This is a genomic window from Bacillus swezeyi, assembly GCF_030908325.1.
GTDB lineage: Bacteria > Bacillota > Bacilli > Bacillales > Bacillaceae > Bacillus > Bacillus swezeyi.
In genome coordinates this window covers 2,015,040-2,037,588 of the sequence record NZ_CP133085.1, presented here as the reverse complement: position 1 = coordinate 2,037,588, position 22,549 = coordinate 2,015,040, and the positions used below count along the sequence as shown (strand labels likewise).

17 protein-coding genes and 2 pseudogenes are annotated in these 22,549 nt (G+C 42.5%); 5 read left to right on the top strand and 14 right to left on the bottom strand.

Features of this window, described 5'->3' with window-relative positions:
- Positions 1 to 781: 781 nt before the first annotated feature.
- The 6 genes from RBH91_RS10100 to RBH91_RS10075 all read right to left on the bottom strand — a co-directional run bounded on the left by RBH91_RS10100 (position 782) and on the right by RBH91_RS10075 (position 7,710).
- Positions 782 to 2,131, bottom strand: coding sequence for an amidohydrolase family protein (locus RBH91_RS10100; protein WP_307894443.1), 1,350 nt, complete (start codon positions 2,129 to 2,131; stop codon positions 782 to 784).
- 681 nt (positions 2,132 to 2,812) lie between these two features.
- On the bottom strand, positions 2,813 to 3,268 hold the full coding sequence (locus tag RBH91_RS10095; RefSeq protein ID WP_307894442.1) for a YrhA family protein: 456 nt from the start codon (positions 3,266 to 3,268) through the stop codon (positions 2,813 to 2,815).
- Positions 3,269 to 3,283: 15 nt separating this feature from the next.
- Positions 3,284 to 5,158: a T7SS effector LXG polymorphic toxin gene (locus RBH91_RS10090; protein ID WP_307894441.1), complete on the bottom strand. Its 1,875-nt coding sequence runs from the start codon at positions 5,156 to 5,158 to the stop codon at positions 3,284 to 3,286.
- 11 nt (positions 5,159 to 5,169) lie between these two features.
- Positions 5,170 to 5,448: a YwqI/YxiC family protein gene (locus RBH91_RS10085; RefSeq protein ID WP_307894440.1), complete on the bottom strand. Its 279-nt coding sequence runs from the start codon at positions 5,446 to 5,448 to the stop codon at positions 5,170 to 5,172.
- Positions 5,449 to 5,455: 7 nt separating this feature from the next.
- Complete coding sequence (locus RBH91_RS10080) at positions 5,456 to 5,848, bottom strand: YwqH-like family protein (protein ID WP_307894439.1); 393 nt, start codon at positions 5,846 to 5,848, stop codon at positions 5,456 to 5,458.
- Between the two features lie 1,196 nt (positions 5,849 to 7,044).
- Positions 7,045 to 7,710, bottom strand: a complete 666-nt coding sequence (locus tag RBH91_RS10075) for a flagellar brake protein (RefSeq protein ID WP_307894438.1) — start codon at positions 7,708 to 7,710, stop codon at positions 7,045 to 7,047.
- A gap of 127 nt (positions 7,711 to 7,837) precedes the next feature.
- Between RBH91_RS10075 and RBH91_RS22665 the strand changes: the two are divergent.
- From RBH91_RS22665 to RBH91_RS10060, 4 genes and pseudogenes are all read left to right on the top strand, one after another.
- Positions 7,838 to 7,981: pseudogene (locus RBH91_RS22665) on the top strand (site-specific integrase); the annotation flags it as partial.
- Positions 7,982 to 9,118: 1,137 nt separating this feature from the next.
- Positions 9,119 to 10,063, top strand: coding sequence for a helix-turn-helix transcriptional regulator (locus RBH91_RS10070; protein ID WP_307894437.1), 945 nt, complete (start codon positions 9,119 to 9,121; stop codon positions 10,061 to 10,063).
- 283 nt (positions 10,064 to 10,346) lie between these two features.
- The gene (locus tag RBH91_RS10065; RefSeq protein ID WP_307894436.1) at positions 10,347 to 10,751 is read left to right on the top strand and encodes a VOC family protein; all 405 of its coding nucleotides are present in this window, start codon (positions 10,347 to 10,349) and stop codon (positions 10,749 to 10,751) included.
- A gap of 751 nt (positions 10,752 to 11,502) precedes the next feature.
- Positions 11,503 to 11,769 carry an LCI fold-containing protein gene (locus tag RBH91_RS10060; protein ID WP_307894435.1) on the top strand — a complete coding sequence of 89 codons (267 nt, stop codon included), beginning with the start codon at positions 11,503 to 11,505 and terminating at the stop codon, positions 11,767 to 11,769.
- A gap of 64 nt (positions 11,770 to 11,833) precedes the next feature.
- On the opposite strand, the pseudogene RBH91_RS10055 reads toward RBH91_RS10060, so the two are convergent.
- Positions 11,834 to 12,176: pseudogene (locus RBH91_RS10055) on the bottom strand (hypothetical protein); the annotation flags it as partial.
- A gap of 53 nt (positions 12,177 to 12,229) precedes the next feature.
- On the opposite strand from RBH91_RS10055, the gene RBH91_RS10050 reads away from it, so the two are divergent.
- Positions 12,230 to 12,658, top strand: coding sequence for a tyrosine-type recombinase/integrase (locus RBH91_RS10050; RefSeq protein ID WP_307894434.1), 429 nt, complete (start codon positions 12,230 to 12,232; stop codon positions 12,656 to 12,658).
- A 77-nt stretch (positions 12,659 to 12,735) separates the two neighbouring features.
- Here the strand turns inward: RBH91_RS10050 and mutL are convergent, their stop codons facing one another.
- From mutL to tdh, 7 genes are all read right to left on the bottom strand, one after another.
- Positions 12,736 to 14,622 carry a DNA mismatch repair endonuclease MutL gene (gene mutL, locus RBH91_RS10045; protein ID WP_307894433.1) on the bottom strand — a complete coding sequence of 629 codons (1,887 nt, stop codon included), beginning with the start codon at positions 14,620 to 14,622 and terminating at the stop codon, positions 12,736 to 12,738.
- A gap of 16 nt (positions 14,623 to 14,638) precedes the next feature.
- Positions 14,639 to 17,248 (bottom strand): DNA mismatch repair protein MutS, encoded by a 2,610-nt coding sequence (gene mutS / locus RBH91_RS10040; RefSeq protein WP_076760596.1) that lies wholly within the window; start codon positions 17,246 to 17,248, stop codon positions 14,639 to 14,641.
- A 108-nt stretch (positions 17,249 to 17,356) separates the two neighbouring features.
- Positions 17,357 to 17,905, bottom strand: coding sequence for an outer spore coat protein CotE (cotE, locus tag RBH91_RS10035; protein WP_076760595.1), 549 nt, complete (start codon positions 17,903 to 17,905; stop codon positions 17,357 to 17,359).
- A 238-nt stretch (positions 17,906 to 18,143) separates the two neighbouring features.
- Positions 18,144 to 18,575 carry a regulatory iron-sulfur-containing complex subunit RicA gene (locus RBH91_RS10030; RefSeq protein ID WP_076760594.1) on the bottom strand — a complete coding sequence of 144 codons (432 nt, stop codon included), beginning with the start codon at positions 18,573 to 18,575 and terminating at the stop codon, positions 18,144 to 18,146.
- A 1-nt stretch (position 18,576) separates the two neighbouring features.
- Positions 18,577 to 20,106 (bottom strand): tRNA (N6-isopentenyl adenosine(37)-C2)-methylthiotransferase MiaB, encoded by a 1,530-nt coding sequence (miaB, locus tag RBH91_RS10025; protein WP_076760593.1) that lies wholly within the window; start codon positions 20,104 to 20,106, stop codon positions 18,577 to 18,579.
- 142 nt (positions 20,107 to 20,248) lie between these two features.
- Positions 20,249 to 21,424, bottom strand: a complete 1,176-nt coding sequence (locus RBH91_RS10020; protein ID WP_307894432.1) for a glycine C-acetyltransferase — start codon at positions 21,422 to 21,424, stop codon at positions 20,249 to 20,251.
- A gap of 15 nt (positions 21,425 to 21,439) precedes the next feature.
- Positions 21,440 to 22,489 carry an L-threonine 3-dehydrogenase gene (tdh, locus tag RBH91_RS10015; RefSeq protein ID WP_307894431.1) on the bottom strand — a complete coding sequence of 350 codons (1,050 nt, stop codon included), beginning with the start codon at positions 22,487 to 22,489 and terminating at the stop codon, positions 21,440 to 21,442.
- Positions 22,490 to 22,549: the final 60 nt, after the last annotated feature.

The following is a 22,549-nucleotide window of genomic DNA, read 5'->3' as shown; positions in this document are numbered from 1 at the left end:
TGGGGATTCCATAGATTCCATCCAGTATGTCATCGGGGGAGCGGAAACCAGCTTGCGATCTTGATGTATCACCCTTTTCCGTCTCATGTATCAATCAAATTAAAATGAGATCAAACGAATACGTTGGTATGTAAAGGTTTTAAATGGCGGGGCACTTCAGGTTCAAGCAGAATGTAAAAACGGATCTTATATCTTTTCACATCCATTTTTCTCATCCTACCCTTTGCATTCTCCACTTTATTGTATCATAAACTTTAAAACTTTTTATAATGAAGCTTGCCCTTGAAATGGGGTTTTTCGGAATCTCTTTTCATTTTGTTTAGGAAAGAAAAAACACGCTCGGTGATTGAAAGTGTATGGTAAATATTTTTATGCAAAGCGGCTCACCTCTTTAGAGAGTGGTGATGATAGGACAACATTCGAAAGGTGGCTCCTGCTCTATATCTGTTTTGTATAAGACTCGTAGCCGGCATTTTTATAGGTGGATTGTAGATTGCAGCTATAAATTCTCATGCCGCAATACTCCTGCATATAGAAGATGCCATTTATATTTTTAAAAGCTTGATTATTCAATTATATGGCACCAGCTGACTTCCTCTAAGCGAAAATCAAAAATCATCCGGGCCATCCGGGACTTGTTGACAGAGTGCACATCATGATGTCTTTTGAACGATGTTTCCTCCCTTTACATAAAAAACCTTCAAGCTGAAAGCTTGAAGTCAAACTGTTGAACATTTCTTGACTTAAAATCACAAAGAGAAAATGAGCTGATTCATTATGTTTAAAAAGCGGCTTCTGTTGAGCGGGATAAGATATGATCTCTTGCCTCGACTGCTCTTTTCCTCACATCATCAAGATCCACATCAACCAATTTGCCATTCTGCTTCAGCGCTTTTCCCGCAACATATACGGAGTCTACATTACCGGGATGAGTGCACTGAACGATAGCCCCTACCGGATCAGAAAAAGGAAGCAAATTGAGACTGTCGGTTTTCACCATGATAAAATCAGCTTCTTTGCCAGGCGAAAGCGAACCGATTTTGTCATCCAGCATTAAAGCACGCGCGCCGTCAATCGTAGCCGCTTCGAGGATTTGTTCGGCGAATATACCCAATTCAGGACCCGGCATGACGCCTTCTTTGAGAAGTGCTTCATTTTGTTTTGCCCGTTCTGCCTGAAGGGCAAATTTCATTTGCGCAAATAGATCTCCCCCCGTTGATGTGACAACATCCACACCAAGCGTAGGACGCACCCCGTGTTCGAGGGCAAGTCCTGTGACAGGGTAGCCATGCCCCATCATCATCTCAATTTCCGGTGTAACAGAAATCGAGCTTCCATGCGCCGCCAGCATCTTCATTTCCTCTTCACTAATGGCATTGACATGCACCATATTCAAATCGGGACCGAGCAGCCCGGCTTGATGCAGTTTTTCAATTGAACGGTCTTTCGCCCCCCAATTGCCAAACGCAATATGCATGCTGCATAAGGCATCGAGTTCCCGGGCTGTCTTGATTTCAAAGACCGACGTATCCCATGATGAAAACTCAGGACCGCGAATCGCAAGCCCCATCGTCAGAAGCTGGTCTTTTGACTGAAAGTAAGCTTTTTTCACCCTTTTCGCTTCATCCATATTGGAAAGGGTGCTTTCTCTGTCCCAATAGGCGGCATCGCCTGATGTTCCAAAGGCAAATACTGCGCGAATCCCTGCTTGTTGGAGACCGGAAATCAGCTGATCGGTATGATCAGGAGATTCGATCATCGTCCAGTCCAGCAAGGTGGTCACGCCTGCATCCAGCGCCTCAAGCGCTCCTAAATAGTTTGCAATCCAATCATCCTCAGGCCTGCGCATCGCACCATAATTCCCATAGTAAATCCGGTTCAAATAGGTTTGCAGCGACCAGTCCGCACCGACTCCTCGAATGACGGACTCCCATACATGACGATGCGTATCAACAAGCCCCGGCATGATCACCATATCAGAGGCATCAACAACTTCTGCGTCTGAAGCTTCAATAGACCCGGCAACATCCAAAATCGTTGAACCCTCAATCAGCATGTCTCCTTTTTCGATATGTTTAAGCTTCGGATCAAGGGTAAGTATCGTTGCATTTCGAAAAAGTGTTTTTCGCATGGCGATTCTCCTTTCTTAAGTGACAAAACAGTGCACAGTATTCTCAAATCCAGCAAGTTTTACCACTTATATACCATTTTAAAATAAAATAGATAGCAATCATATAAATAAGCTCACGAGTAATTCATTCTGAACTAAGCGGGCCAGCCATAAAGGGTCGATATGATGGTTGTGAAAGATCATGATCGGCTGACCGATTGAGCATGACACATTCAGGCTTCATCCTGGGAGGAATTGCTTTTCCGTGCAAGCAGGGGCTCACCGCTCGCGTTCCCCGTGACTATCGTACGCAATACTGCATAGACTCCAGCCGATCCTTCTGTGAAGCTGACGGCAAACATCATCATTCGATACATCCGGGTACACGAGAGATGCGCGTCTCCAGTTTTAATTAAAAAAGCGGCCACCAATCAGCTGCACAACATCAGTGTGCAAAAGATCAGCGTCCGCAGGCTCTCCGTCTTGGACTTAGGTATTCATGTTCGTTTTTCTTGTCTTTATATTATGATAAAATGGCATATAAAAAGTCCCCCGTTTTATCCTCCTTTTTTTTCAGATTTTTCTCGGATTTGAACACAAAAATAGCACTCAATCAGAGATTAAGTGCTAAATAAAATTTCTTCTTAAGGCATGGAGAATACGCTAATTAAATTCTTAACGTGGAAGAAGGCATGAATTTGCTTAGGAAAGACTTGTACTTAATGCCTCTTCTAACATTGAATTAAAATTTTCGTATTCGCTCATTATGGTTCCTGAAGGCTTATCTAATTCTAAATATTTCCCTTCGGTAGTGTCTAGACAGTACAATGAGACATCTGAATCTCCGAAGAAAAGATATTTTTTTTGCCAATCATTCTCATGCCAAATTTCATTTGTCTCTATAAATCCATGTATTTCTTCATCTACTTCATCTTCTCTTATAGAACTGTCTACCCCATAAATCACCAACCCATTAAAATCAAGTCCATTGACAGTTTTGAGGAACTGTTTATATTCCTCAGGTAGCACTGTACCATCAAATTTTTCTTGAACACTTTGTTCCAGTTCTTTTATGACATCAATAGAGACTGGTTTATTGAGATCATCGCCATATTTTCTCTCTATTTTCCGGATCTCTTCTATATGTGCTTTCCACATTAAGTTTCCCTCCTTTTATTTTTCAGTAGGATAGATTTCCCCATTCGGTATTGGCCAATCTATTTTCTTAGTCTGCCCAGGTGCTAATCCTCTTGTTAAAGCATTTTGTTCATTAGTAATTGCTTTATGGTAAGGATCGTTTCTCATTAAAATTAAGTTATCCATTGAATTTGTACCTCCATCATCTAATGGAAGCTTATGATGCACTTGCCAACCTTTTGGATTTAATCCATCCTTCATTCTGGCTATATCTGAATCAGACAAACCAGCGTTCTTAAGTTGTTTCAATTTTTGAGGATCATTAACCAAACCTTTTAAGAATTGCTTTTTCACTGAGCTATTAAAGGTATTTCTAAGTTTTTTAGTCTCTGCAGGATCTCTTTTAGTGTAGCTTATTTCTTTAAGTTTTACATTTTTCAGATGGACCTTTTCTCCTTTTAATAAACCAACAAAATCGCCATTCTTATCGATCGATTTATAAAGCACACTTTTCTTTTTATCCTCGGCCAATTCTTTTAATATAGGCGGCGTATTCTTCACATTAATAGAATTCGGCGCATCCTGAAGAATCCCTTCCAATGCGGGAGTGTATCGATTAGTAGGCGGCTTTACAAATTGTTTTACGGACTTATCGGCTTTCTTCACCTTGCTAACCGCGGTTTTCCCAGCCTTGACAAGGTCTTTCGATCCCGTTGAAGCTGAAGAAGGTCCGTCTTTCAAGCCCCAAAGACTACCAATCAAGTAAGTGAAATAGTGCGCCCTTGAATACGCGTCCCCATTTACTACTTTTTCATCCCACTGTTCAACTAAGGTATCAACCATACTTTGAAAGGCGCCTTTATAATCGTATCCAAGAACTGTGTCTAAAACGACTTTCGGGTCTTTATGTAAATGGTCGATTGTCCATCCAACATTCCAACCCAGCTGTAATCCGCCCTCAATAAAATCCTTTCCAAGATCCATTGCACCGCCAACAATGCCGTCTTGAATATCAGTACCCATTTTATTAAATTTAGACAGATTGTAAATTACTTTCTGTTCAGTTGTCAGATTGTCATATCCGATCTCATCAGCAATTTTAATATATTCACCATTGTCAATTGTCTTATCGAGTTTCTTCTTTAACTTGTACATTTTAACATCATGTTCACTAACTTCGCTAATCTCTTTTTCGAGCTTTGATCTCTTATCAAGCTTATCCAACATGACGCCCATCGCTGTCTCTTGATTCCCGCGCAAAGCATCCATCTCATCCGGCTTTAAAATCGAGCCTTTTTGATAGCCGGCGATTTCAATTTTAGGGCCTGTATACATTTTTTCAAGCCTGGTTATGTATCTTTGCATGGTCTCAAGGTCACTTTCAGCGGTTTTGAGAGCGTTGGTCTGTTCGCGGTCAAAAGCGTGCAACTTTTCAATTGTCTGATTGATTTCCTTTAAGGCTTTCTGATTCTGCTCGTGAAAATCGTTGTCATTCAAATCAGGCAAATCGACAATATGACCGACTTTAGCGATCGTTGCGTTGGCTTTTGAGACCAAATGCTTCGTGGTCCGATCAGCTGCGTTTAAGCCTTGTTCCAGATCGTGTTCGAGAAAGGCTTGCGAAATATATCCGTTGTGATTGGGTTCAAGGGAGTTCAGTGCATTTTTCATTTTTTTTAAAGCTGACTGGTATTCCTCGATGAAAGATTCATAGAACCGCAAAAACGGGGTGTGGCATTCTTCATAGAAAGCACGAATGGCGTCACCGCCTTTTCCTTTTAAGGCATCATCAAGTGATGTGATGCCCTCAACAGCTTTTTTGACTTTGGCAATTTCGTCTGATTGATGTTTTAATTGTTCCAGCGTTTGATCAATTGCTTGGTGCAATGCGTGAACATCCAGAGTTTTCATGGCATTCTCCTCTATTTTGTTTTCATCGATGAAGCCAGCTGTTTGTCGGTATCCTTGATTGCTTCAACGGCTGATTCAGTTTGGGCGATTTGTTTTGAAAAAGCAGAGGCATAAGATGCAGCGATCTTATTGATCGACTGATTTAATTCCTCTATCTTTTTCGCCGTATCTAAATGATTCTGACCTTTGACATCCGTCGGAACCGACGCTTTCATTGAATCGCTTGAATGCTTCAATTTAGAAACTGCTTCTTTGACTTCACCGGTCTTTACTTTAATTTCTTGACCCATTTTTCATTTACTCCTTGTTCCGAGTTTCTTTTTTCTCTCTTTCAATCTTTTTCTCTAGTGAGTGGATTTCTTGTCCGAGTGAGTGAATCTCTCCGTTTAACGCTTTGATTCGTTCATCGATTTTTTCCAGAACGTCTGAAAGCTGCTTGCCTTTAATATCATGAAAGGATGCCTTCATATCCTTTCTAATACGTTCAAATGATTCGGCAAGGCTGCCTTGCCATGTGTGAGACGCAAGCTCGGGTTCTGTGATCATTTTTTTGGAATCAGAGAACTCTGTTTTGTCGTTTTTCAGTGCTGTGCGGCAAGCTTTCAACTCTGCCAAAAATTCTTTTTTCATCGATAAATCGACTTTCATGATATCCAAAGCCAGCGTTTCTCCCAGGATAGAACCGATCATTTTCAACACCTCGCTTCCCGAAAAATGCATGACAAAAGTAATAGCCAGTATAGAGTTTACCACTATACGGAAAGGAATTGGTGAATAAATCCTGATGATCCATGAAAATGAATCTTATTGATCAGGTCAAAAAACCCATTTCAAAATGATAGCCTTTTCAAAATTCCAAAAAAGGAAATCGATCACAATTTTCAGTCTTTATGCCGCTGCCTTTTTTAAATGAGGATGGTTTTGGTGTAAAAAGTAAGCCCTCAAAGAACTTGAAGGTTTAAAACTAATCAAAAAATAAGAGTGCAGTTTTCACCTGCACTCTTATTTTTTACCAGTGACCTGTTATCTTACATGCTTTTTTGATGCTTTCGTGTTTCTTTCCAAGTGCATGAATGCTTTATAAGACCTAAAGTGTACAACATTCTGGAGCTAACATACTCCGCAGAGTCGATCGCTTGAGATGCAGTTTGTTCTTTAGCTTCAGGTACTTCTTTTAGCATCTATTTAAAAGGAAAAAAGGCGATCATTTAATCAAAAAGCATGTTAGTAAAACAGATGAGGAGTCGTTCCAACATTTAAGTCTACGACATACCCAGGCAACAATAATGCTGGAAATTCAAAAGCACTTAGAATTTAATGTGGTCAAAAAACGTATTAACCGCTCATAACCGTTGATGTATCAGGGATTATGAGCGGTTGATCATTACATCACCCGTTTAAAAACAGCATTTCGTGAACATTCGTTTCCTTTCGATAGCTAAACAATTCTTAAGTTTGTACAAACATCATCTCTTCTTATTTTCAAGTTTTTTCAAGATGTTTTGAAAAATTTGTGGTCATTTTGGTGGTCACGCTTAAATTGTGGTCAATAAAGCTCTACACTGCCAGTGTAGATAATGCCTTCTGAACAAATATATTGTATATTCAATTCTGATCCCCCCTTTTATTTCAATGGCTATTGGATTGTACATCTGATGACTTCTGAATGAAAATGATGATTGTTGGCAGAGTTGGACAACAATTCGCCTACAGTCTTCCATATAACTGCATATGGTGGAGAAGAAAAATCCCCCCTTAAATTAAGGGGGGCCGGGGCAGATCACTGTCTTCCTCAACTTTTGGAGGGTTAACTACTCTATCTTGACGATTTTATTACCGTCTACCTACACACTGTAAGCTATGCCATCTAAAAACTAGTTATATTTTTATTCAGATTTAAGTTTTCTTCTTTCTATCAATTGGCATTTTATGCAATATTGTATAAGTGTTTGTTTATCATGCTCATTCATCCTGATAAATTCAACTGTCATGATCTGTTTGTTTGTTCTACGATCAAGGTAAGTGCGTTTGACTTGAGCATGAACGTCAATCACAGTTTCATCATGCCCCTCATTTGGTAGAGAGATACTTAAATTCAAATCCTCTTCTGGTTTGTGTTTTTGCGTCTCTTCAATGATTAATGCAGCGCCTCCAGCACTGATATTTGTTGTATATGTTTTATACATTGAGCCAGATCCATATGGACGAACAGTGACAGGAATCGTTGTATTTACTCTAAAAAATTGCCGCCTTTGAATTTTTGTCATTTGATCTTCTTCAGGTAAATACACATTTAATATAGGTATATAGCGATGGATCTCTCGTCCTTGTATTACACTAGTAAATTTATATAGGACTTGTTGCTTATTCACGAAGTGAATCGTGACAATTGTATTTGTTGGAATAATAACAGTTCTTCCCGTTTCTACATCAACAGGATAATGTACTCTTAAAACATTTTCTTCAATGGATGACACTTTGCTTTTCGCAATGATATTTTCTTGATTTTCGTTTTCGAACTCTATTGTTATGATATCTCCTAAGGATAACAATGGGCATCACTCTTTCAATTCTACTTAATCATTATATCGGTACTATGACACATAAATTAAAGAAAAGAAAGGGGGTGACATTGAGAGTCTTTTCTTTTATCTTAAAATTTAAGTAGTCAATAAACGGTTAATAAAAAGGTTTGGACATATGAAACTCAAAAGCCTTACTCCCCACCTCATAACAAAATATTATAATGATCTTTTAAGTGAAGGATTGACACCAGAGTACATTCAATATATACACTCTATCCTCAAACATCATCTAGGGTAGCTGTGGAATGGAAGTATATAAAAAATAACTTTATGGATCATGTTAAAGCGCCAAGGCGTACTAAAAAAATGTGGAGACTTGGTCAATTGAAGAATGTAATACGTTTCTAAGCAGAATGAGGCAGCAAAAGGACCACATTTTTATGCTTTACTATTTAGCACTCTATACCGGTATGGGACGAGGTGAAATTTTGGGGTTAAAGTGGCAAGACATTGATTTTCCAGACAAAAGGATATATGTACGTGAATTCTCTGTATTATATATCTGGTCAAGGACTTGTCTTGCAATCTACTAAAACGAAAAGCGGAAATAGAAACATAGCCATCACCAAAGAAGATATTGAAGAATTAAAAGCGTACAAAATCAAGAACAGCTCTTAAAAGTAGGAATGAACCTTACAGGAAATCACTTTGCAATTTCTGCATTTGGCGGTGAACCAGTAAACCCAAATACAATTCACAAACAATTTTTATATGACATTAAATTGGCTGGTGTTAAATGGATACGATTTCATGATTTACGACATACCCATGCAACAATAATGTTTGAAATTGGAGAAAATTTAATCGTTGATATATAAGGGATTATGAGCGGTTGAAAATTACATCACCCGTTTAAAAACGGCATTTCGTTAACAATCGTTTCCATTCAATTTTTGAACCACATAAGATTTTTTATAAACGCCGTTTCTTGTTATGTTCATGTTTTTTCAACGTGTTTTGAAAAATTTGTGGTCATTTTGGTGGTCACGTTTAAGTATGTTGTCAGCGCTACACTGTCAGAGTAGATGATGCCTTCTGAACAAGTTTTTTCGATTCTGACCATTCCTTTTATCTCAAGGGCTATTTAATAGTACATCTGATGACTTCTGATTGAAAATGATGATTGTTGGCGGAGTTGGACAACAATTCGCCAACAACATTCCATTTTGCTACATCGTTTCATCAATTATGTTTAAGGTTTCCAAATAAACTCGACCAATGACCTCTTCCTTACCTTGGAAGAGCATCTTGAAAGTGATTCCCACATAGATGTAAATACACTTCAACGACTAAAAACTCTAGATTCACTAAACCATCTTCTCCGTTAAGTTATGTTATGTTAATTTTACAATAAACATTTAAGGGGGCGAACTTAATGAATAAAACAGACCGTTTGTTAGCCATCGTGCTCGAGTTACAACGTAAAGACGTTATACGGGCCGGAGATTTAGCGACCCAATTTGAAACTAGCGTACGAACGATCTACCGCGACATCCAAGCACTGTGTGAAGTAGGTGTACCGATAATAGGGGCACCTGGGACAGGATATTCCTTAATGGAAGGCTATTTCCTACCCCCAATTAGTTTCACGGTTCAAGAAGCAGTGAGTTTGCTGATTGGAATGGACTTTATCGAACAACAATTTGATGATGATTATCGTGTCAATGCTCAAGATGCCCGCTACAAAATAGAGGCCATTCTACCGGAGAGTGTACTCATTGAAACATCTCGTGTACGCAAGGTTATGCGTTTGCTCAATTCTGATAAAGATCATCAGTTAAAAGAAAAAGAATATCTAGAAAAGATCCGTCGAGCGATATTAGAAGAGAGAAAGATCGGCTTTCATTATTTGAAAAAATATGCAGATTCGGAGGGGAAACGGTATAGTGTTCGTACTGTTGCTCCCTATGGGTTGGTGCTAGTTGAAGGATCATGGATGCTTGTAGCCCAGTGTGATCTGCGTCAAGAAATTCGTCATTTCCGCTTGTCCCGAATGACAGAATTGATAGATTTGAGGGAACGATTCGAATTACCGATGCATTTTAAACTAAGTAAGTATACCCCACTGGATGATCGACACCTACTTGTCCGAATTCGGTTCAACCATGAAATCGCTGATAAGGTGAAGGAATCAAACTATCATTACATAGAGGATATGGAAGATCATCAAGATGGATTTCATGTGGTCTTACGTGTTCGTCACTTGGACGAAGTTTTGCAATGGGTCCTTGGTTGGGGAGCTGATGCGATTGTTTTGGAGCCTAAATCATTCCAGAATCGGATTCGTGAAGAAGCCCAAAAAATCTTAAAACGCTACTGACATACTGGTGTCAGTAGCGTCATTTTATAATCGGAGTAAGTAAACATAAAGGGGTGAGAGATAAATGCAAATCTTGCATCAGTAGGAGGACACTGACAATTAACATTGAGGTGAATTAATTTATTTCATTTGGATTAATTGAAAAACAGCCAGGCATCAAGCGTGGTCGAGGACCAAATGGTTCAGTTTCTAATTAATCGGACCTTTTAGGGAGCTTCGAGTGTTCTGACCCAAATTGATAGGATGAGATATTGTATCATTTATTATAGGAAGGATGGTATTTGTGAATTTTGCTTCTGTTCGTATCATTACTGAAGACGTGGATCGTCTTGTCAAATTCTATGAAAAAGTCTTGGGTGTTTCGGCTGAACACCCTGCGCCTGTCTTTGCCGAACTTGTTGTACCATCGTGTACTCTTGCGATCGGCCACTCGCAGACGGTGCCACTGTTCGGTACTGGTTCTGCAGTGGCGGCCGACAATCACTCCGTCATTATTGAGTTTCGCGTCTATAATATCGATGCCGAATACGAGCGCTTGAAACCGTTTGTAGACGAGTGGGTAAAGGAACCGACCACGATGCCGTGGGGGAACCGTGCTATGTTATTCCGTGATCCCGACGGAAACCTAATTAACCTCTTCGAGCCAGTAACCGAGGCGGCTATCAAACGGTTTAGCCGAAGGGGTTGAGAGAAACGTTTGAATGAGGCCTCAATTCGGGGTACTCTAACAGTATGTAAAATATATGGAATTTTAGCAAACGTACCTATAACATTTGTCTGGTGATAACATCTTTCATCGTTAGACAAACCACTAAGAAGCTTTGAACAAAAAAGGCCCCTCTCACAATAGATGGGGCCCTTTTATCACTTCAATAATGCTTCAAGTTTAGCTTTCGTTTTTGCACCATAAATGAAGTTTCTTTTTATCATTTACAGACAAAAAATCTCTTAATTTCATACTCATTTCTCCTTACCGAATAAACACCACCTTGCGCTATTCGCTTTTTTGATATAAAAATGGCTCCGGCAAATCTCCAGGAGGACGCAAAGATTATAGGGAGCCATGTAAAAATGACTTCCTTTGCAAACGGGATCTCACCGTTTGCGTTCCCCGTGACTATCGCGCACAATCCTGCATAGACTCCAGCCGCTCCTCCTGTGAAGCTGACGACCTTCATCATCATTCGATACGTCCGGGTACACACTTGATAAGGGAAAGGTGCGTCTCCCATTCTGGCCAATAAAAAAGCGGCCACCAATCAGCTGCACAACATCCGTGTGCAAAAGATCAGTGTCCGCAGGCTCTCCGTCTTGGACGTATTCAAAGGTTACGTTCGTTTACTTAAGTGTTCACAAATAATTAACATTTTTTTACAAGGTTTTTTCTTACAAATGCAGAATTCATTAAGTGTATTAAATCTAAAAAAGGGGTGTTTAAAATGAAATTGAAAAAAGTATTAACTGGTTCAGCTTTATCACTTGCTTTACTTGTTTCTGCAGCTCCAGCTTTCGCGGCTAGTCCAAATCCGAATCCTCAAAGTTCTTCTACTGAAGATTTTACGATTCAAACTTGGAAACAGTTTGAAAGTAAAACTGGAATTTTTGCAGAATCCTTTACGTTAAATGGTGTTAAATACATTTTCAAATACAGAGAGTACGACTATAATAGAAATATTTGGATTGGTCACTATAAATCCGTGGATTAAATTTTAAAATTTGCTGTCGAGATTATCTCGACAGCTTTTTTATCGTTAGGTTATCCATATTACCTCACCTTCCCGTCACAGGTCGTTTAATATAAAACTTTTTAGATTCGAAAGTGCCGATGTATTTGTTTTTAGCTGAATTTGTGTAACAGTCAAACTGGATGACATAAGTCCCTTTTCCGGTGCGCTTGCGTATCTCGCTGACGCTGAAAGACTTCAATGGCGTTGAATGGTTGAAGTATCCCCGCTGCACAAGGTTTGTATCAGTCAAGCCGCCGCCCGAGCGGTTTTTGTAGACGCCTGCCGTATAATAAAGTCTTCCTGATCCTTTCTTTTCAGCCCGCCAGTCAACCGTTTTCGCTCCTGAATAGTAATAAGGTGTCGTCAGTGAATATACGCGCTGTATGATAGAATATATGTACGCAATTCTCTGTATTATATTTCTGGTCAAGGATTTGTGTTGCAATCTACTAAAACGAAAAGCGGAAATAGAAACATAGCCATCACCAAAGAAGATATTGAAGAATTAAAAGCGTACAAAATCAAGAAGCAAGAACAGCTCTTAAAAGTAGGAATGAACCTTACAGGAAATCACTTTGTAATTTCCGCGTTTGGCGGTGAACTGGTAAATCCATATACAATTCACAAACAATTTTTATATGACATTAAACCTGCTGGTGTTAAACGGATACGATTTCATGATTTACTACATACCCATGCAACAATAATGCTTGAAATTGGAGAAAATTCAAAAGTTGTATCTGAACGGTTAGGCCATGCAAATACCTCTATAACTCTAGATAAGTACAGTCACGTAACAAAGAACTTACAAAAATCCTCTGCAGAAAATTATTCAAAAGCACTTAGAACAGACCAATTTGATAATTAATGTGGTCATAATGTGGTCAAAAAACATACTAATCGCTCATAACCGTTGATGTATCAAGGGTTATGAGCGATTAGAAATTACATCACCCGCTTAAACATCTTCTCCATCTCATACGTCGAATAATGAATAATAATCGGGCGGCCGTGCGGGCATGTGAAGGGGTCGGCCGTCCGGCGCAGTTCGTCGAGCAGGGCGCTGATTTCGTCGTCGCGCAGGTGGTGGTTGGCTTTGATTGATCCCTTGCAGCTCATCATGATCGCCGCCTCTTCGCGCAGTTTTTTGATGTCGATGTTTCGGTTATCAAGGACTTGCTGGATGATGTCTTCAATGATCATCATTTCCTCGCCCTTTGGAAACCATGTCGGATGGCAACGGACGATATAGCTGCCCGCGCCGAAAGCCTCGAGAAAAACGCCGACCTTGGCCAGGTCTTCCAAGTGATCTTCGATGATCATCGCTTCATTTTTTGAATAATGGAATGTCAGTGGAACAAGAAGATCCTGAACATTCGGTTCGACTTCACCGACTTTTTCGCGGAAGTATTCATATTTAATCCGCTCCTGTGCGGCGTGCTGGTCAATGATATACAGTCCGTTTTCATTTTGCGCGAGAATGTAGGTGCCGTGCATCTGGCCGATCGGATACATGATCGGCACCCTTTCTTTTGGCACCGCTTCTTCGTTCAGCTCCGGCTCGTTTTGCGGAGGCGCTTCCTCCTGCTCATCCAGCATCTGCTCTTCCACAGCCGGCGCTTCGGGCTGTACGTCTCGCAGAGGGGCTTCCTTCTCTTCCTCCGGCGGGAGCGGCGCTTCCTTTACAACCGAACTTAGTTTCATCGCTGAAAAAGAAGGCGCTTGTTTTGGCTCTGTTTCAGTCTCAACCTTCGGCACAGGTGTATTGTCGAAATTCAATTTTTGCTGCTCGGGCTTCACAAGCGGTGGCGCCGTCTTTTTCGGAATTTGCGCGCTCGGGATGAGCTGTTGCTTTTTGAATACGTCTTTGATCGCATCGCGAATCAATTCGTGGAGCTCGGTCTCTTTGCTCAGCCTGACCTCAAGCTTGGACGGATGCACATTGACGTCGACAAGGAGCGGATCCATATTGATTTCAATAAAAGTGATCGGATGGCGGCCGATCGGAAGCAGTGTGTGGTAGCCCTCGTGAATCGCTTTAACGAGCGGGAAATTTTTAATGTATCTGCCGTTGACGACAGATGACATGTAATTTCGCGACGCCCGGGTGATTTCAGGGAGCGCGATATAGCCCTTCACTTCAAAATCAAGGGAACTGGCGTGAAGCGGAAGCATTTTTCTCGCAACCGCCGTTCCATAAATCGCTGCCAGCACATGGCGGACATCCCCGTTCCCGTTTGTCTGCAGCAAGGTTTTCCCTTGGTGGCGCAGCCTGATCGATACTTCCGGATGGGCCAAGGCGATTCTGTTGACCACATCTGTGATGTTGCCGAGCTCGGTATGGATCGTTTTCATATACTTCAGCCGCGCCGGCGTATTGAAAAACAAATTCGATACCGTCATTTCCGTTCCTCTCCGGCTGGACGATTTTTGCTCGGAAATGATTCTTCCTCCCTGAAGCGTCAGATGGGTTCCCGCTCCTTCTCCGGTGCTTGTTTTAATGGTTAAATGTGAGACAGATGCGATACTTGGCAAAGCTTCTCCGCGGAATCCGAGCGTTCTGACGCGGAACAGATCGTTTTCATCTTTGATTTTGCTTGTCGCATGGCGCAAAAAAGCCGTTTTGCAGTCCTCCGCATCCATCCCTTCGCCATCATCAAGAACTTTAATGGAAGAAAGTCCGGCCTCTTCGACATCGATTTCAATGACCGAGCTGTTTGCATCGATCGCATTCTCGACAAGTTCTTTAACGACCGATGCCGGTCTTTCCACAACTTCACCCGCCGCGATTTTATTTGATAAATCATCGGGAAGCTGGATAATTCTTGCCAAGTTGGGTCACCTCTCTTTATCTTAGTTTCTTTTGCAGCTTGTACAATTCATTCATGACTTGTAATGGCGTCATATCCAACAGGTTCATAGTTTTAAATTCCTCCAAAACGCCCTGTTCTTTCTTAGACAGCTTCACTTGCTTTTCCTTAGGCTTGTCCGTTTCAAAGAAAGACAGCTGGGCGGTCTCCTTGGCCGGCGGCGCCGGGATTTCCTCAGGAGTCTCTTTTACAGCTTCCGGAGCTGTTGAAACAGCCGATTCCTTTGCACCAGCTTCAAGCTCTTTCAAAATCGTTTTCGCCCGGCTGATTAAACCGTCCGGAAGTTCAGCAAGCTGGGCGACATGTATCCCATAGCTTTTGTCTGCGGCCCCTTCTTTGATTTGATGGAGGAAAACGACTTTTCCTTCGTATTCTTCTGCACGGACGTGGACATTTTTCAAGTCGGCGAGCTTTTCTTCAAGCGCTGTCAGTTCATGATAGTGGGTGGAGAACAGCGTTTTTGCGCCGATATGGTTATGAACGTATTCGATGATCGCCTGTGCAAGCGCCATTCCGTCGTATGTGGATGTGCCGCGGCCGATCTCATCAAATAAAATCAAGCTGTTTTTGGTCGCATGGACGATCGCATTTTTGGCTTCAAGCATTTCCACCATAAAGGTGCTTTGGCCTGATATCAGATCATCGGCGGCGCCGATTCTCGTAAAAATCTGATCAAAGATTGGCAGAACCGCTTTTTGAGCTGGAACAAAACAGCCGATTTGCGCCAAAATCGAGAGCAGCGCCATCTGTCTCATATACGTACTTTTACCGGACATATTCGGCCCTGTGATCAACAGCATCTGTCTTCCGCCGCCCATTTCACAGCTGTTCGGCACATATGACTGGCTGTCCATTACTTTTTCAACGACCGGATGCCGCCCGTCGACAACTTGAACAATGTCATCAGAAAACTCCGGCTTCACGTAATGGCGATTTTCGCTGATGGTTGCAAAGCATTGCAGAACATCAAGCTCACTCATCATTTTCGCCAGCTGCTGCAGACGAGGGATATATTGCTTCACCTGATCGCGCAGTTCTGAGAACAGCTCGTATTCCAGCTCGCTTATATTGTCTTCCGCTTCAAGAATCAAAGTTTCTTTTTCTTTGAGTTCAGGTGTGATATAGCGTTCAGCATTCGTTAAAGTCTGCTTTCTTTCATATCGGCCTTCTTCAAGCAGGTGGATGTTCGCTTTCGTCACTTCAATATAGTAGCCGAAAACTTTATTGAAGCCGACTTTTAAAGAGCGGATGCCGGTGTATTCCCGCTCCTGCTTTTCAAGCCTTGCAATCCAGTCTTTTCCGTTCTTGCTTGCATCCCTGTATTCATCAAGTTTCGCATGATAGCCGTCTTTTATTAAGTTTCCTTCTTTTAAAGAAAGCGGCGGATTCTCATAGAGCGCGTCTTCTAAAAGCTTTAGCAGATCGCCGCAAGGGTCGATTCTTGCAGCGCGCTCTTTCGCTTTCGGGTGATTGAGAGAAGTGACAAGCTGTTTAATTGCCGGGACTTGTTTCAACGACTCCTTCAGCTGGATCAAATCCCTCGCATTCACGTTGCCGTAGGCGACCCGGCCGGCAAGCCGCTCAAGATCGTACACTTCCTTCAGCCGCTCGCGCAAATCTTCGCGTTCAAACAAATGGGCAATCAGCGTTTCAACGATTTCCTGGCGCTCTTTGATCTGGCCTTTCCTGATCAGTGGTCTGTCAATCCATTGTTTTAACAGGCGTCCGCCCATTGCCGTTTTGGTTTCATCCAAGAGCCAGAGAAGCGAGCCTTTTTTATTTTTGGAACGGATTGTTTCAGTCAGTTCAAGATTGCGCTTGGAGTACAGGTCGATTTTCATCGCTTCTTCCAATTCATAAGGCTGCACATGCTGAAGGTGGTCAAGGTTTCTTTTCTGGGTGCGTTGTAAATAGGTGTAAAGCTTTAAAAACGTATCAACAAGCTCTTGAGACGGCAGGTCTTTTACAATGTCAGGCCTCTCATCTGCTTGTTCGTCTTCGAAGGAGATCGTCGCTCCGCACCGCTCTTTTAAAATTGTGATGTCCTTCTCGCTCAGATTTCGGCTGACGACGATTTCACGCGCACCGACTGAATAAATCTCAGAAACGACATCATCCAGCCTTTCGATTGTCGTCACTAAATTTTCGCCCGTCGTTAAATCTGAAAAGGCGAGTCCGTATGTATGCTGAAAACCGCTGACAGAGGCGATAAAGTTATTTTCATTTTCATGAATGCCCTTTCCGTCCATGACGGTGCCGGGTGTGATCAGCTGAACGACTTCCCTTTTGACAACTCCTTTGGCTGATTTAGGATCTTCCACCTGTTCACAGATCGCTACTTTATAGCCTTTTTTGATCAACTGTTCAATATAAGAAGCGCACGAATGATAGGGAACCCCGCACATGGGGATTCTTTCGCTCGATCCGCCGTCTCTGCTAGTTAACGTGATTTCCAGCTCCTGAGATGCTTTTTTCGCATCTTCAAAAAACATCTCATAAAAATCTCCTAGACGAAAAAATAAAAAGGCATCCTGATACTCTGCCTTAATCTTTAAATATTGCTGTATCATTGGCGTGTAGCCAGCCATATTAATCCCTCACTATGTCATAACGTTTCTATTGATTCCATCATTCATTATACCATAAAGATTTCCGCTAAAAAAAAGAAACTAGGGCGGTGTTTCCCTAGCTTCCTTTTACTCTTCTGGATCTCCGACCAAAAACTCAGGATTGATGTCTTCCAGTTCTTCGTCCAGCTCTTCTTCCCATGCTTCTTCATCATCGCTTTCTGTCCATTCGGAATTGACCTCGACGACGATTTTCGTTTCGCCGACCACTTCTGATAAAAATTCCCTTTCGGCTTGAACCACCACTTTGTTTCCGTTGGGAGAAATGGTCACTTCCAGGCAGTTCGGCTGCTGAAGCACCTTCGCAATCACTTCATGTTCATCATCTAAGTAATTTTTGTCGCGGTAGCGGAGCTTAATGACATCAACATAAGAGACCCGTTCTGTCACAACCTCGGTTTTTGTGTTGTCGGCATAGGAGTACCAAACATTAATATCATATGTCCCTTCAATTTCAACCGTTTTGCCGACTTTTTCGGCATCATACTTATGATTGATAATCCAACCGCCCAAAATACTGGTTGGCTTTTGCGAAGGGGAGATTGTATGGGTGCACTGGGTGAATTTCCGGCCTTTCGCGACTACCGCTTTTGTAATAATTTCCCTGTATTCAGACATTCGGTCATGCCTCCTTGTTTTTCCTCGTATTATCTTATGCTGGGCATTCGTCTAATGTGCGTTCCTGGAGAAATCAAAATAAATTCCCATTTAATGAATCTGTTTAAGTGTATGCAGATGAGCGGATAAACTTGACTTAAATCATTAAAGAAAAGACAGACCGAACGCCGAATCTTTTAAATAAGCCGTCGAGCGGCGGACATTTAAATAAAAAAACGGCGCCTAGAAAGGCGCCGAATTATAATGAACAGCTCGGTGATGAATTTTTGAGTTTTGAACCGGTCTCGCCTGTCAGCAGGTCTCCCCCGGTCGATGTTATGATCTCATTTGTGACTTTGTTTGATATTGTATGGGCGACAAGCTGGAGAAGATCGTTGACTTCCATTTGGGAGTCTCTGAACTCCTGGATGATCGGAATCTCGTCAAGCTCTGCCTGAAGGGCATCGATTTTCGCTTCCGTCTGTTTCAGCGCTTCATGCTTTTCATAATGTTTAAAGTTGACGGCTTGCTTTTGCAGAGCTTTGATCTGATTAATGATGCTCGTAATCTTGGCATTTTCATTAATCTGCGCCTCAGCCTTTTTGAAGAAGTCGACTTCTTCTGTTTCTGCAATCATTTTGGCAAGCTCGCGCGCTTTTGTAACAATATCTTTTTTCGTGTAAAGAGTCATCTTATTTCACCTCGATTGCTTCTCCTACCATTTCTCCGTCAAGCGACCACGTTTTCGCCTGATGGATTTTCACGTTGACAAGCTGACCGATCGCTTCTTTTGGTCCTTTGAAGTTCACAAGCTTGTTTTTCCGTGTGTAGCCGGCAAGAATATCAGGATTGTTTTTACTTTCACCCTCTACTAATACTTCGACAACCTGCCCCTCGTATTCCTTCATTTTCTTGGCAGAAATTTCGTTGACAACTTCATTCAAACGCTGAAGACGTTCTTTTTTCACCCTCATCGGAACATTGTCTTTCATTTTTGCTGCAGGCGTTCCTTCACGAGGCGAGTAGATGAACGTATAGGCGCTGTCGAATTCAACTTCCCTGTATAAAGAAAGCGTTTCTTCAAATTGTTCATCCGTTTCATTAGGGAAGCCGACGATGATGTCTGTTGTTAAAGAAGCGTTTGGCATCGCTTTTTTAATTTTGCCGACAAGCTCGAGGTAGCGTTCACGGTCATATTTGCGCGCCATCAGCTTCAGTACTTCAGAGCTTCCAGACTGAACAGGCAGATGGATGTGATCCAGCAGGTTGCCGCCTTTTGCAAGCACCTCGATCAGATGGTCGTCAAAGTCGCGCGGATGGCTTGTTGTAAAGCGGATTCGCGGAATATCGATTTTGTGGAGTTCATCCATCAGGTGGCCGAGACCGTATTCCATGTCATCAAAGTCTTTACCGTAGGCATTGACGTTCTGCCCGAGAAGCGTGATTTCTTTATAGCCTTCAGCCGCAAGTCTTCTGACTTCCTGAATGATTTCCTCCGGCCGTCTGCTGCGTTCTTTTCCTCTTGTGTACGGCACGATGCAGTACGTGCAGAACTTGTCACAGCCGTACATGATGTTTACCCAGCCTTTAATTTTGCCGTGGCGGACTTTCGGCAGGTTTTCAATGACGTCTCCTTCTTTGGACCATACTTCGATGACCATTTCTTTTGACAGATAGGCTTCTGACAAGAGTTCCGGGAGACGGTGGATATTGTGTGTACCGAAAATCAAATCGATGAACGGATGTTTCTTTAAAATCCGGTTGACGACTGATTCTTCCTGGGACATACAACCGCAGACACCGAGGATCAAATCTGGATTATCTTTTTTCAAAGCCTTTAAATGGCCGATTTCACCGAACACTTTGTTTTCCGCATTTTCACGAATAGCGCATGTGTTTAACAGAATGACGTTGGCGTCTTCTGTCGAATCGGTCGGCTCATAGCCGAGCGTCATGAAAATGCCGGCCATGACTTCTGTATCATGCTCATTCATCTGGCATCCGTATGTGCGGATATAAAACTTCCGCCCCTCTCCAATGCCTTTGTACTGCTCAGATATTTTAAAATCGCTATGGTATTTAACGGCTTCTTTGCCGCGTTTTTTTGCATCCTTTAATGAAGGCGGAACATAAACAGCTTCAAAGTACTTGCTGTAATCCTTCTCGGATTTTTTGTCCGATGGATTGACCTGTCCGCTTTCAGTTCGCTGTTTTTCATTCATGTTTTTTTCTCCTTTCAAACAAAGCTCCACTCTTCAGTATAAAGGTTCTTAGCTGTCAGCACAACCGAGAACCCATTATTGTACACTAAATGAAAATGATTATCAATGGTAATTTGCTCTGTTTAAAAAGAAAACCTTCATCTTAAAGAAGACCCGCTTTGCGAGCACCGGTTTCGATGATCTCAAGCGCTTTGTCAAGCTCTTCTTTCGTATGCTGTGCGGTCATCATGGTTCTGATTCTTGCTCTTCCTTTCGGAACTGTCGGAAATACAATGGCCTGTGCAAATACGCCCAGCTCAAAAAGCATATGGGAAAAGCGGCATGTCTCCGCTTCATCACCGATTAAAATCGGTGTGATCGGCGTCTCGCTCTTGATCAGCGGAAGCCCGATGTTTTCAAGCCCTTTTTTGAAATAGGCCGAATTATCCCAAAGCTTTTTGATGAATGAAGGTTCCTCCATCAGCACATTGAGCGCTTCAATGCAAGCTGCGGTAACGGCCGGCGGATGAGAGGTGCTGAACAGAAACGGACGGCCTTTATGTTTTAAATAGTCGATCAGCACTTTTGATCCTGCGGCATATCCTCCTAAGACGCCGATCGCTTTGCTGAGGGTGCCGACTTGAATGTGTACCTTTCCATCCAGACCGAAATGATGAACCGTTCCGCGCCCGTTTTCGCCGAGAACGCCGGAAGCGTGCGCATCGTCGACCATGACAAATGCATCATACTGCTCTGCAAGCCGGACAATGTCAGGAAGCGGCGCGATGTCGCCATCCATCGAAAACACACCGTCTGTAACGATAAGCCGTGTTCTATAATTCATCGACTTTTTCAAAATCTTTTCTAAGTCTTCCATATTCGCATGTTCATATACTTTTCTGCCCGCTTTGGTAAGCCTGATCCCGTCTATGATGGAGGCGTGGTTTAATTCATCAGATATCACGATGTCATCTTTTGTGAGAATGCTTGAAAGAATGCCCTGATTTGCTGTAAAGCCGGACTGAAATACGAGCGCCGCTTCCGTTTTTTTGAATGAGGCGAGCTTTTTCTCAAGTTCGGCATGCATTGTGAAAGTCCCGGCGATGGTGCGGACCGAACCGGTTCCCGCCCCATATTGCTCCACCGCGTCTCTTGCCGCTTTTTGAAGCCGCGGGTGTGAGGTCAGTCCCAAATAATTATTGGAAGAAAGCTGAATGATATCTTTTCCTTTCATTTTGACAGTTGATCCTTGAAGCGATTCTATAATCGGCAGCTCTTGAAATGTGCCGTTTTCTTTCATTGTTTCAAGCTCTGAAGCTAAAAAAGTAAATTCCTTCATATTAATCTCTCCTTTCTAAGGTATCAATATAACTTTTCCGCACTGCCCTTCCTTCATCAGCTCAAAGCCTTTTTCATATTCTTCAAGTGAAAAATGATGGGTGATGACAGGTTTGATCTGAATTGTACCGGCGTGCAGCAGTTCACTGACCTGTCTCCATGTTTCAAACATCTTCCGGCCGGTAATTCCTTGAACCGTAAGTCCTTTAAAGACAATGTCATTCGTCATGTCGATGCATACGGGATGCTCCGGCAAACTTAAAATATGAACCCTTCCCCCGTTTGCCGCCATTTTTAAGCTTTGCCGGATGGCTGTCGGATGGCCGGACATCTCACAAACCAGATCGACACCCTCTCCGTTCGTTAAAGCGCTTACATTTTTAAGCGGATCTTCTTTTGCAATGGAGATGGTTTCGGTCGCACCCATTTGTACAGCCAAGTCAAGTCTGTACTCGTTTTTATCGATCGCGATCACTTGAGAAGCGCCGGATGCTTTTGCCACCGCCACAGCCATCAGTCCAATCGGCCCGCAGCCGACAACGGCCACTTTCACTCCTGCCGTAATACCCGTCAGCACTGTATGAACGGCATTTCCGAGCGGTTCTTGGATGGAAGCAAGATCCTCAGGCATGCCAAGCGGATTTTTCCAAATGTTTTCCGCCGGAACCTTGACATACTCGGCGAAACAGCCTTCTATATCAACGCCGAGAATCTGAGTATTTCTGCAAACATGTTCTTTTCCCGTCAGACAGGGCACGCACTTGCCGCAGACGATATGCGTTTCGGCTGATACATACTCTCCCACTTTTACTGAAGTGACATTCTCCCCGACTAGAGCGACTTCACCGGAAAATTCGTGGCCAAAAACATAGGGCGGTTTTACTCTGTTTTTCGCCCATTCATCCCAATTATAAATATGAACATCGGTTCCGCAAATCGATGCCGCTTTGACCTTGATAAGCACTTCATGTTGATCGATTTTCGGAATCGGAACGAGCTCACAGCTGGCGCCAGGCTCCCCCGGCTTCTTGATAAGCGCTTTCATATTTCCGTTCACGACGAACATCCCCCTTTTCAAGAAATCGCTTTACAAAAGGATTGTAGCACGATTTCACATCTCGGTAAA

Bases quoted from the DNA above. Each gene is read 5' to 3' on its own strand.
- RBH91_RS10100 (WP_307894443.1), bottom strand. From the start codon at position 2,131: ATGCGAAAAACACTTTTTCGAAATGCAACGATACTTACCCTTGATCCG.
- RBH91_RS10095 (WP_307894442.1), bottom strand. From the start codon at position 3,268: ATGTGGAAAGCACATATAGAAGAGATCCGGAAAATAGAGAGAAAATAT.
- RBH91_RS10090 (WP_307894441.1), bottom strand. From the start codon at position 5,158: ATGAAAACTCTGGATGTTCACGCATTGCACCAAGCAATTGATCAAACG.
- RBH91_RS10085 (WP_307894440.1), bottom strand. From the start codon at position 5,448: ATGGGTCAAGAAATTAAAGTAAAGACCGGTGAAGTCAAAGAAGCAGTT.
- RBH91_RS10080 (WP_307894439.1), bottom strand. From the start codon at position 5,848: ATGATCGGTTCTATCCTGGGAGAAACGCTGGCTTTGGATATCATGAAA.
- RBH91_RS10070 (WP_307894437.1), top strand. From the start codon at position 9,119: ATGAATAAAACAGACCGTTTGTTAGCCATCGTGCTCGAGTTACAACGT.
- RBH91_RS10060 (WP_307894435.1), top strand. From the start codon at position 11,503: ATGAAATTGAAAAAAGTATTAACTGGTTCAGCTTTATCACTTGCTTTA.
- mutS (WP_076760596.1), bottom strand. From the start codon at position 17,248: ATGGCTGGCTACACGCCAATGATACAGCAATATTTAAAGATTAAGGCA.
- cotE (WP_076760595.1), bottom strand. From the start codon at position 17,905: ATGTCTGAATACAGGGAAATTATTACAAAAGCGGTAGTCGCGAAAGGC.
- RBH91_RS10030 (WP_076760594.1), bottom strand. From the start codon at position 18,575: ATGACTCTTTACACGAAAAAAGATATTGTTACAAAAGCGCGCGAGCTT.
- miaB (WP_076760593.1), bottom strand. From the start codon at position 20,106: ATGAATGAAAAACAGCGAACTGAAAGCGGACAGGTCAATCCATCGGAC.
- RBH91_RS10020 (WP_307894432.1), bottom strand. From the start codon at position 21,424: ATGAAGGAATTTACTTTTTTAGCTTCAGAGCTTGAAACAATGAAAGAA.
- tdh (WP_307894431.1), bottom strand. From the start codon at position 22,489: ATGTTCGTCGTGAACGGAAATATGAAAGCGCTTATCAAGAAGCCGGGG.